This window comes from uncultured Campylobacter sp. (genome assembly GCF_938018035.1).
In the GTDB taxonomy this organism is placed as follows: Bacteria; Campylobacterota; Campylobacteria; order Campylobacterales; family Campylobacteraceae; genus Campylobacter_B.
The window spans coordinates 1-10,401 of record NZ_CALIJF010000335.1; the positions used below are offsets into that span (position 1 = coordinate 1).

A 10,401-nucleotide genomic window follows, 5' to 3' on the forward strand; every position below is an offset into this window, starting at 1 on the left:
TTCAAATGATATTTACGATATATTGTATTGTGCGGCGGATTAAATGCTGCTTAATGCTTTTATTGCAAGCACGGAAACGGATGAGTTGAGAGCAAAAACCCAGCGCCAACTAGCATTCACGCCGCAATCGAGATAAAATCGCAATAAGATGATCCGTGGCGATAAGCAAGCCCCCTTACAGTAAAATTGCCAGCCAATGAACCTGCGCTGAATAGGCTGCAAATTTATCTTAAATTTAAACCATGTCCTACATCTAGCCGAAGTTTACGGGATCCATATCGATCTCGACGGGCAGATGCTCAAGCGCGCGCGCAGCATTAATAAGCGGCACGTGTGAGCCAGCGCGCAGCAGAATTTCAAAGCGAAATTTCGACGCGATATAGGCGATACCCGCCTTGCCGTAGCCGATGATCTCAAAGCCCTCGCTCGCCTTCTCTTTCAAATACTGCGCGTAATTTTCGGCAGTATTTTCGGCCGATAAATTTATAAAATTTTGCGCGCTGCTCTTTCTTTCAGGCTTTAAATTTGCGCTGTCCGCGCCTGCGTCGCAAGCTAAAATTTGCGCGGCATTTTTCAAATTTGAAGTGTTTTTTTGATGGTTTAAATTTGCATCACCCGCGCACAGATCCGAGCTTTGAAATTTAAAATTTGATATTTGCTTGCCGCCCTGCTGCGCAGAATTTTCTAAATTTAAAGCGCTTGAGCTTGCGTGTCCCGCACCTGCTTCGGCGCATCTCTCGGTAGTGTTTATATCCGCCCTCATATCATCGCCCGTGCTCGCTCGCAAAGCAAACGCGCTACCTCCCGCCTGTTTGCGACGTAAAAGCTCAAGCGCGGCGTTCATTATCTCGTCCGCCGCCTTTTCGTTTTTATGCGAAATCAACACGCGCAAAAGCCGCATATACGGCGGATATAGCCCCTCGCGAAACTCCGCTTCGTCGCGTAAAAAATCGTCGTAGTTTTCGATATAATCCCTAAAAAAGCCGCTCTGGCGCGTCTGTATGACGACCCTGCCCTGCCCCGAGCGACCCGCGCGGCCCGCCACCTGCATCGCAAGCGCTAACGTCTTCTCGCACGCCCTAAAATCGGGATAGCTCAGATGCTCGTCAATCCCCATTATCACCGCAAGATCGACGCCATGGTAATCGTGCCCCTTACTAAGCATCTGCGTGCCTACCAAAATGTCGATTTTATGGGCGTTGAAGTTATTTAGCAGCGCCTCAAGCTTGCGCTGCGTGGTGATCTCGTCGCGATCAAATTTTGCGATGCGAGCGCTCGGGAAACGCGCCGCAAGCTGTGCCGCAAGCTCGCCGGTGCCGATCTTGCGCGCCTGCATCACCTCGCCGCCGCAGTTTTCGCAAGACGCCCTGTAGAACGTGCTAAAGCCGCAGTAATGGCACTTCAGCGCCGCAGCGTCCGCGTGATAGCTCATCCCGACGGCGCAAAACGGGCAGCGCACGATCTGCCCGCAGTTTTCGCAAACCATATATTTGTAGTTCGCGCGCGTCGGCAAAAACATGACCGCCTGCTTGCCGGCTTCGAGGCTGCGCCCGATCTCTGTTAAAATTTTAGGGCTCAGCCCCGTCTCGCTCTCGTCGAAAATGAAGCGCTTGGCGCTGCTAAAATAGGTGCCGCGCAGGCGGAAGTGCGGCTGCTTCGCGTAGGTGCTAAGCGCGGGCGTCGCGGAGCCCAAAACCACGCGGATGCCAAGCTTTTTGCCGACGAAAATCGCGGCGTCGCGGGCATTCATGCGCGGTGCGGCGGCCGATTTGTAGCTGTCGTCGTGCTCCTCGTCCACGACTATGAGACCCAGATCGCTAAAGGGCAAAAACAGCGCCGAGCGGGCACCTGCGATGAGCCGGATCTCGCCTGCGTTAAATTTCGCTAAAATTTCACGCTTGTTTTTGGGCGAAATTTTGGAGTGCCAGACGCCGAGCCGCTCGCCGAAATAGCTCTGTAGCCGCTTCGTCATCTGCGGCGTGAGCGAGATTTCTGGCATCAAAAACAGCGCCTGCTTGCCAGCAGCGAGCGCCTGCGCGATCAGCGCGATATAAATTTCGCTCTTGCCGCTGCCCGTATCGCCGAAAATCAGCGAGGTTGCATTGGCTTCGGCAAATTTACGCGCTTGCTCCTGCGCGGGGGTGAGGTTTGGAATTTTACCTATTTGAAGCGTAGATAGCGGCTGCGAAATAGGACTTTCGGCGACAGCAGCGGAATTTTGAATTGAGATGGAATTTTGCGCTGAAGTAGAATTTTGAATCAAAACAGAATTCTCTCCCTTGGTAAAATCCCGCTCTTGGATCGAATTTTGCGCGATGGCTAAATTTTGTTTGTATGCCGAACTCGGCGCGGTAACAAAATTTATGGCGGTCTTCATGGCGACAGAATTTTGAATCAATGCGAAATTTTGAATTGAGACGGAATTTAGTTCATTGAAAAAGTCCCTCTCTTGGATAGGATTTTGCGCGGCGGTAGAATTTAAAGCCAAATTTTGCGAGATAGAATTTGGCGCTTGCTTTAAATTTTGTTTTTGCGTAGAATTCGGCGCGATGACGGAATTTATGACGGTAACAGAATTTTCTATGATAGTAGAATTTCTCGTCAATGCAGAATTTTGGATTGAAATGGAATTTTGTGTGGCATTAAAATTTCCATCGAGCGTAGAATTTTGTGTGGTGATGGAATCCTGCTCGGAAATAAAATTTTGTTCGCGGGTAGAAGTTTGCTTGCAAGCGGAGGTTGGCTTACTAACGGAAATTTGCTTGCAAGCACAATTCCGCTCGGTAGTAGGATCCTCCTGCAAATTCCGCAAATCCTGCGCCGTATCGCTTGTAGGTTCGAAAATCCCAAATGCAACGCCCTTTTCGCAGACATAGTAGTACGCGATAAAATTTGCAAGTGCGATCTGAAACGGGCTAAATTTAAGCTGCGAAATCTCTAAAATTTCCTTGGTTTTGAAGGTCGGCTTTGCAACCTCGCGCAGGATCACGGCGGATTTGACGCTCGATTTTACGGGAACGGATACGATTTGATAAGTTGGGATTTTAAAATTTGAACTATAAGTAAGCGGCTTTAGGCTGGCGCCCAAAACCGCAACTTCATAATAGAGCATTTAGCTATTGAGCTAAGGATTGACAAAGAGGCTCTTGATGATTGCAGTCGAACGAACCGATATTAGCCCTTGAGCCTGCAGGTCTAGAATCAGCAGTCGGATAGTAGTTAAAAGTAGTTGATTGACCGGCAACGGTAGCTGTATATGTGGATGTAGCATTAGCATTACCATTTGTAACTAAGCTCCAGCCGTTTCTGCCACCAGCTCTCATAGGATAGATGGGCTGCTGCAAAACACCTTCAAAAAGCGTACCTGCTACATCTGGATTAGCTTCTAAACCCGGCCACGCAGTCACGCCTCTCATCATATTCTCGCTTCTAACTAGCGAAAGTCCGCTTCTAATAGCGGCGATATCCCCACGCATCTTAGCGATCGTAGCATCATCGCGCGTAGCGGCTAATCTAGGCACCGCGATGCCCGCCAAAATACCTAAAACGACGATGACGAAAACAAGCTCAATCATCGTAAAAGCTTTTAAATTTTTCATGTTAAATCCTTTGATTTAAAGTGAGATGATTATAGCTAAATTTAAATAAAATTAATTTTAGTTAAAGAAAAAATCCTGCATTTTAAATGGAATTTTATGAAATTTCATTAAATTCTGCGATTTTTTGTCCGAATTTTACGGACGTATCAGTCAGGGTTTCAAATTTCAAAAATTCGCTTTGCGCTACGAGCACGATCGTCGAGCCCAGCTCAAAATTTCCCAAATGATCGCCCTTTTTAAAGTTTAAATTTTCATATTCGTAAAGCGCCTCAGATCTACTTGCGCATGCATTCGTCTGTATTCGCGCATCAAAATCAAATCTCATCTTGCCGACGTTTAAAGCGCCCACAAAAACCATCCATAAAATCCCGCCGTTACGCATCTTGCACTTTAAAATCACGCGCTCGTTTTTGGCGTAGAGGTTTGGAATTTTAAGTAAAAATTTCTTCGCCACGCTGTAAAGATCAGCAGGTATGTAAAGCGCCTCCGTCACGCTCAGGTCGCACGGCGCGTGATAATGATGATAATCGCGCGGGCTTAGATAGATGTTTGCGTAGCTTAAATTTACGCCCTTTGTATTTTCGCCGTCTTGGGCATCCTCTGCGCTCGTTTCGCGGCTCGCGCTATTTTCATCTCTGTAAATTTCAGCTTGCACGCCGCTCGCGACATAAGTTGCGCCGCTTTCGCCGCTTATGATTTTTGCTTGCGCGGCGCGAAATTTCATCCCTGCGCCGGCATCTTTTGCGCATCCGGTTCCAACCTCGCCGCTCCCGTTCGTAGTAACCGCCTCGTCATCTAAATTTTTAACCGCTCCGCCGCTTTCGCTTGCCGTAAACGTGCGCCCCAGCAGCTCGCTAAGGCTATATTCGCAGCCTTTTACGCTAAAAGCCCGCAGATCGGCGCAGGTTCCGCTCTCAAAGATCACGCCGTCGCTAGGGCTTATAAAAGCCGTCTCATCTGCCGCTATCTCGCGCGGGCGCAGCAAGCGGCGAGTAAAAAGAGCGTTTAGGCTTGCGTAGCTTTGCGGCGGATCGAATTCGCTCATATCAATTTTAAAAAATTCCACATATTTGCGGTTGATAAAATTTTGTATAAATTTAGGGAATTTCGCCGCGGCGATAACCCCAAAAATCCTCGAAATAAAACTTCTCATCTATGCCTTTCTAAGCTTAAGCAGCGCGATCTCGGCATCGGCAAAGACCCTTATCGGCGGCCCCCAAAACCCTACGCCGCTGCTTACGTAAATTTGCTTCAGCCCGTCGTTATACAGCCCGTAAAGATACTTCTGGCTAAGCAGTACCAAAAGCGTCCACGGAAAAATTTGCCCCGCGTGCGTGTGTCCGCAGATACACAGATCGACCTCGTCGCGCACAAAATTCACGACGTATTTTGGCTGATGCGCGAGTAAAATTTTAGGTTTATCGGGGTCTGCTTGCGCTAGCGCAGTGCTTAGATCGGGCTGCATGTATCCGAAGCGAAAGCCGCTAAGATCGTGTACGCCCATTAAATTTAGCCCCTCAAATTCCACGCTTTCGTTTTGCAGCACCCGCACGCCCGCTTTTTGCATTGCCGCGATAAGCCCGCTTGCGTCGCCGCGATAATACTCGTGGTTGCCCGTGACGAAAAAGATGGGCTTTTTGATCGCCTCAAGAGGCTGCAAAATATCCCCGAGCTCATCTGAGCGCAGATCAAACATATCGCCCACGATCAGCAGCGCATCGTAATTTAGCGAGTTTATCTGCGCTACGACGCCTTGCAAAAACTCCTTTTTCAAAAACTCGCCCAGATGCACGTCCGAGATGACGGCAAAGCTTAGCTCGCGAGCTAAGCTTTTGATTTTTATTTCGCGCTCGGTGACTTTCGGTATCTTTAGCGCATTATAAAGCCCTTTAAAAATATAGCTAAACGCCATTATTACGAAGGTTATGTCGATGAAGGTTTTTAAAAATTTTCGCCTGTTTTGGCTAAATTTAACCACATGCGCGGCTGCGCTTAGCACATCGTAAGCAAGGCAGATAAAAAAGAGCGAAAAGGACGCTGCCATGCAAAATACACATAGCTTATAAAGCAGCTCGTTTTTAAAGCTTCCATTAAGCCCAAAACCCGCAAAAAATATTGCATCTAAAATTGCTAAAGCTACGCAAAGTAAGCTCAAGGCGGGGCGAAAGATCACGAAATTTTTATATGGCGTAAAGCGCGCGCCGATCGATCTATAAACGTAAAGATTAAAAAACAGAAATAAAACCGTGCCGACGATCGGAAAAATATAGGCGCTTTTCAAACTCTAGCCTTGGATATACTCGTCCAGCTTATCTTTATCAAAGCCCGTGATTTCTTGCTTATCGTCTAAAATTAGCGCGCCACTCTTTTTAAATTTAGTGATGGTGCGCGAGAAGGTCTCGGGGGTAACATTTAGAATTTTGGCTATTCTGGTGTATTTCGTGCTCATAAAAATATCGAAATTCTCGCTGATAAACTTAGCGATTTTGCCGTCGCAGTTAAGCACGACTTGATTATCAAAGACTGCATTTAGCGCTCGGATCTTCTCGGACATCGATTTTAAAAGCTCCAGGCAAATCTTTGAATCGCTCATAAACTCGTTTTTAAATTTTTCATAATCGATCTTTAGCACCTCGCCGTTTGTCGAAAACACGCCGCTTGCAGGATAGCTCGTCTCTTCGAAATTTACCATCTCTGCCACGAGCGAGATGGGGCGGATCTCGCGCATATGGATCTCACGCCCCTTTGCGGAGGTTTTATAGATTTTTAAAATTCCTTTTAGCAGGATTAATAGATACTGCGAGCGCTCGCCCTCGAAAAATAAAATTTCGCCCTTTTTGTAGCTTTTATGGATGCTAATCTGCTCCAAACGATCGATTTGCGCTGCGCTTAGAGCTTTAAAATAAGGAATTCTCTCAAGCATCGCCGCGACCTATTTTTTAAGCAGGTCTCTTATCTCGGTAAGAAGTTTAATCTCTTCGCTAGGCTCGGCAGGTGCGGCAGGCTCCGGCGCAGGCTCGGCGGGCTTTTTAAGCTTATTGATCGCCTTGATCGCGCAGAATATACAAAACGCGATGATGATAAAATCGACCGTTACTTGGATAAACGAGCCGTAGTTTATCGTAACGGCCGGGGTCTGCCCCACTGCTTCTTTTAGCACTATTTTAAGATCTGTAAAATTCATACCTCCTGTAAGAAGTCCTAAAACCGGCATCATGATGTCGCTTACGAGCGAGGTTACGATCTTGCCGAAAGCCCCGCCGATGACGACGCCCACCGCCATATCGATGACGTTGCCTTTCATCGCAAATTCTTTGAATTCCTGAATGAAACTCATATTGTCTCCTTAAATAAAATGCGCCGATATTAGCCTATTTTTGCTTTGTTTTTGCTTTTTATTAGGAAGTAAAAAGTATAATCCCAGCTTAAATTTAAACCCAAAGGACCTAAATTGTATCGCTTCGCTCCGTCGCCCACCGGCGATATGCATATCGGAAATTTACGCGCGGCTATTTTTAACTATATCTGCTCGCTGCAGGATAAAAGCGGCTTTATTTTACGCATTGAGGATACCGACACTGCGCGCAATATCGAAGGCAAAGATCAAGAGATAATCGAAATTTTAAAGCGCTTCGGCATTAAATGGCAGAGCCTGTATTATCAAAGCAAAAATTTAAAATTTCATCAGCAGTTCGCAGCCAAGCTGCTCTCCGAGAAAAAGGCGTTTTGCTGTTTTTGCAGCGAGGAGGAGCTTGAAGCGAAAAAACAAGCCGCCAAGGACGCGGGCGAGGCTTATCGCTACGACGGGCACTGCGAGCATTTAAGCGATGAAGAGGTGCTTGGCTGCGAAAAGCCCTTTACTATCCGCCTTAAAAAACCTGATCACGCGCTGGAATTTACCGACGCAATCAAAGGCCGTATCGCATTTGAGCCGCAGAATATCGATAGCTTCGTTATCATGCGCGCGGACAAGACGCCGACCTATAACTTCGCCTGCGCCTGCGACGATATGATGCAGGGCGTGAGCTTCGTAATCCGCGGCGAGGATCACGTATCAAACACGCCAAAGCAAAACTGGATCCGCCAAAGCCTCGGCTACGACGGCGAGATCAAATACGCGCACCTGCCGATCATATTAAATTCCGAAGGCAAAAAGATGAGCAAGCGCGAGGATAGCTCCTCGGTAAAATGGCTGCTTCAAAGCGGCTACCTGCCCGAGGCGATCGCGAACTATCTGATCCTGCTGGGCAACAAAACGCCGCGCGAGGTCTTTAGTATGGATGAGGCGGTGGAGTTTTTCGACATCGCTAAAATTTCAAAAAGCCCGGCGAAATTTGACGAGGACAAACTCGCCTTTATAAACCGCGAGCATATCAAAAGAGCGAGCGAGCAGCGCCTGGCGGAGCTTTTTGAGCTTGAGCCAAAATTTTCGCCTTTGATAAAATTTTACACTCAAGAAGCAAGCCTTATTCCACAGATTAAAGAGAAGATCGCAGCGATCTACGGCGCGAAAGATATCCCACAGGAGTGGGCGGCGCAGGCGCAGGCGCTGCGAGAGGCGATCTTAAATTTATTAAGCTCAAGCGGCGCGAGCGCGGAATTTAATGATTTCAAAGCGGCGCTTTCGCAGGCTACAAATTTAAAGGGCAAGAGCCTATTTATGCCGCTTAGGTTTTTACTCACAGGCGCACCTCACGGACCGGAGCTTAGCGAGCTGTATCCGCTGATCCGCGCCGATCTGAAGGAGATCGTATGCTAGCAAACAGCCTGATCTACGGCGCGCTCATCACTCTGCACTACGCGCTGCAAGCCTATATGATCGTGATCTTTATCGCCTGCGTTTTGAGTTTCATCCATACAAATCCGTTCGGTAAATTTTATAAAATCGTCCGCGTCATCTCTGCGCTTACCGAGCCTGCGTTTGCGCTGGTGCGCCGCTATCTGCCTACGACTTTCGGCGGCTTTGATCTTTCGCCGCTTCTTATCCTGCTCGTGCTTAACTTCTTTGACAGCGCGATAATCTATATCATCAATAGGACGGTCATTTGAAAATATTTCTGAAATTTAGCCTTGTTTTAGGACTACTGTGCGCCGCAAGTAGCGGTAAAATTTTAAGCTACGAAGAGATCAAAGACGAGCCCAAATCCCTAGCCAAGGACTATTACATCTATCGCCTAATAGATGAGACGAAATACAACAAAGCGGAGATTAAAATTTTAAAACAAAGTATCTTTCGCTACAAAGGCAAACTAAAAGAGAAGCTAGATAGAATTTTCGGCGCCATTCGCCCTCCTAAGCGTCCGGATCGCTGCGCAGGAGTAATGGCGGCGAATATTTTAGATGCAAATTTAACCTGCAAAAAGGCGCGCTCCTATCCAAATTTTATCGCCAAGCTAAGCCCGTCGGTGCGCGAGACGCTCGCTTCGCAGCTTGAAAAGTACCAAGACGCGGCAAGTAGAAACGCCGTAAATTTACTGCGCGGATTTAACGACGAAAATCCGAGCGAGTATTTTATGCAGAGCCACAACGCGCAAAACTACTTTTTATATTACGACTACTTAAAAGGTGCGGGCAAGGACGCTCTGATCGATATCGACGCCGACGCAGCCTTCGTAAGCGAACTGGCTTCGCAAAAAGGCTTCAAAGCGGTTCTCAATGACGCGCTAATCAACCGCAAATATCCGCGCCTACGCCGCTCGCTTACGGGCGTCGATCCGTCGGCTGTAGAAAAGGACGTAGCGTTCATGCTGGGCGTAAATGCCGTCATGCAGGGCGATGAAGGGGCTGCGCTCGCGTTTTTTAGCCGCGCCGCCGCGAGCTTTGAGAAGCCTCACGACGTGCACAATGCGAAATTTTGGGTATATCTGCTAAGCGGAGATCAAAATATCGTAAAAGAGCTTGCCGCAAGCGAATACTACAGCCTCTACGCGCTCTATGCCAAAGAGATTTCGGGAAATAAAAATTTAAACATCATCATCCCAAACCCCGCTAAAAATTCCATCGAAGGTTACGACATAACCGATCCTTTCGCTTGGGTTCGCACGAAAAATAGCGCCGATAGAATGTCGCGCGAGCAGCTTTTAGAATTTGCCAAAAAATTCGACACCAAGCAAAGCATCGGCGAGTACTCATACATCATGAATAAAGCGGGCGGCGGCAAGGATAACTTCTATCCGACGCCGTTTATGGAATACATCGGCGACGGCGACAACCGCCGCAAAGCGCTAATTTTAGCGCTCGCACGCCAAGAGAGCCGCTTCGTACCCGCATCGGTATCTACGTCGTATGCGCTTGGGATGATGCAATTTATGCCGTTTTTGGCTAACGAGATCGGCAAAAAGCAACTCAAAATCGACGGCTTCGATCAAGACGATATGTTCCGCCCGGAGGTCGCTTACCGCTTCGCCAACATCCACATCGACTGGCTGGAGCGTAAAATTTACAGCCCGGTTTTCATCGCATACGCTTACAACGGCGGGCTCGGGCTCGTCAAAAAGATGCTTCAGCGCGGCGATATGTTTAATAAGGGCAAATTTGAGCCGTGGCTTAGCATGGAGCTCGTGCCGTATGCCGAGAGCAGGGACTACGGCAAAAAGGTGCTTGCAAATTTCATCATCTACTCGCAGATCCTCGATCCGCGCGCGAAAGTCTCGGTGCAACAGGAGCTGCAAGATCTGCTGATACCGAGTAGAAGCGACAACTTCCGCTAAGCTGGCGGCGAGCTCGGAGAATTATTTTAAGAGGCGGCGAGCGAGAAATTTTAAAAGCCGCCGCCCCAAAAGCGCAAAATTTGCCAGCCAAT

General features: G+C 48.1%; 8 protein-coding genes and 2 pseudogenes. 3 read left to right on the forward strand and 7 right to left on the reverse strand.

Annotated features, from left to right (window positions below; all coding sequences use genetic code 11):
• Positions 1-817: 817 nt before the first annotated feature.
• The 7 genes and pseudogenes from priA to mscL form a co-directional block, all read right to left on the reverse strand.
• Positions 818-2,158 (reverse strand): annotated as a pseudogene (gene priA, locus Q0257_RS10295) (primosomal protein N'); the annotation flags it as partial.
• A gap of 702 nt (positions 2,159-2,860) precedes the next feature.
• A pseudogene (locus tag Q0257_RS13120) lies at positions 2,861-3,112 on the reverse strand (primosomal protein N'); the annotation flags it as partial.
• A 4-nt stretch (positions 3,113-3,116) separates the two neighbouring features.
• Positions 3,117-3,599: a prepilin-type N-terminal cleavage/methylation domain-containing protein gene (locus Q0257_RS10300; RefSeq protein WP_298024593.1), complete on the reverse strand. Its 483-nt coding sequence runs from the start codon at positions 3,597-3,599 to the stop codon at positions 3,117-3,119.
• Positions 3,600-3,693: 94 nt separating this feature from the next.
• Positions 3,694-4,752, reverse strand: coding sequence for an archaetidylserine decarboxylase (gene asd, locus Q0257_RS10305; RefSeq protein WP_298024595.1), 1,059 nt, complete (start codon positions 4,750-4,752; stop codon positions 3,694-3,696).
• Entirely contained in the window at positions 4,753-5,880 is a 1,128-nt protein-coding gene (locus tag Q0257_RS10310; protein WP_298024597.1) for a metallophosphoesterase, read from the reverse strand.
• Between the two features lie 3 nt (positions 5,881-5,883).
• Positions 5,884-6,522 (reverse strand): Crp/Fnr family transcriptional regulator, encoded by a 639-nt coding sequence (locus Q0257_RS10315; RefSeq protein WP_298024599.1) that lies wholly within the window; start codon positions 6,520-6,522, stop codon positions 5,884-5,886.
• A gap of 9 nt (positions 6,523-6,531) precedes the next feature.
• Positions 6,532-6,936, reverse strand: a complete 405-nt coding sequence (gene mscL / locus Q0257_RS10320) for a large-conductance mechanosensitive channel protein MscL (protein WP_297897758.1) — start codon at positions 6,934-6,936, stop codon at positions 6,532-6,534.
• Between the two features lie 114 nt (positions 6,937-7,050).
• Here mscL and gltX point away from each other — a divergent pair, with 114 nt between their 5' ends.
• The 3 genes from gltX to Q0257_RS10335 are packed head-to-tail and all read left to right on the forward strand — an operon-like array spanning position 7,051 to position 10,309.
• Entirely contained in the window at positions 7,051-8,358 is a 1,308-nt protein-coding gene (gene gltX / locus Q0257_RS10325) for a glutamate--tRNA ligase (RefSeq protein ID WP_298024601.1), read from the forward strand.
• The gene (locus Q0257_RS10330; RefSeq protein ID WP_298024603.1) at positions 8,352-8,648 is read left to right on the forward strand and encodes a YggT family protein; all 297 of its coding nucleotides are present in this window, start codon (positions 8,352-8,354) and stop codon (positions 8,646-8,648) included. The genes gltX and Q0257_RS10330 overlap by 7 nt, the downstream gene beginning before the upstream one ends.
• On the forward strand, positions 8,645-10,309 hold the full coding sequence (locus tag Q0257_RS10335; RefSeq protein WP_298024604.1) for a lytic transglycosylase domain-containing protein: 1,665 nt from the start codon (positions 8,645-8,647) through the stop codon (positions 10,307-10,309). Before Q0257_RS10330 ends, Q0257_RS10335 begins: the two co-directional genes overlap by 4 nt.
• Positions 10,310-10,401: the final 92 nt, after the last annotated feature.

What these genes read in the sequence shown, in the direction of transcription:
- Q0257_RS10300 (WP_298024593.1), bottom strand. Translation starts at nt 3,599, where the DNA reads ATGAAAAATTTAAAAGCTTTTACGATGATTGAGCTTGTTTTCGTCATC.
- mscL (WP_297897758.1), bottom strand. Translation starts at nt 6,936, where the DNA reads ATGAGTTTCATTCAGGAATTCAAAGAATTTGCGATGAAAGGCAACGTC.
- Q0257_RS10330 (WP_298024603.1), top strand. Translation starts at nt 8,352, where the DNA reads ATGCTAGCAAACAGCCTGATCTACGGCGCGCTCATCACTCTGCACTAC.
- asd (WP_298024595.1), bottom strand. Translation starts at nt 4,752, where the DNA reads ATGAGAAGTTTTATTTCGAGGATTTTTGGGGTTATCGCCGCGGCGAAA.
- Q0257_RS10315 (WP_298024599.1), bottom strand. Translation starts at nt 6,522, where the DNA reads ATGCTTGAGAGAATTCCTTATTTTAAAGCTCTAAGCGCAGCGCAAATC.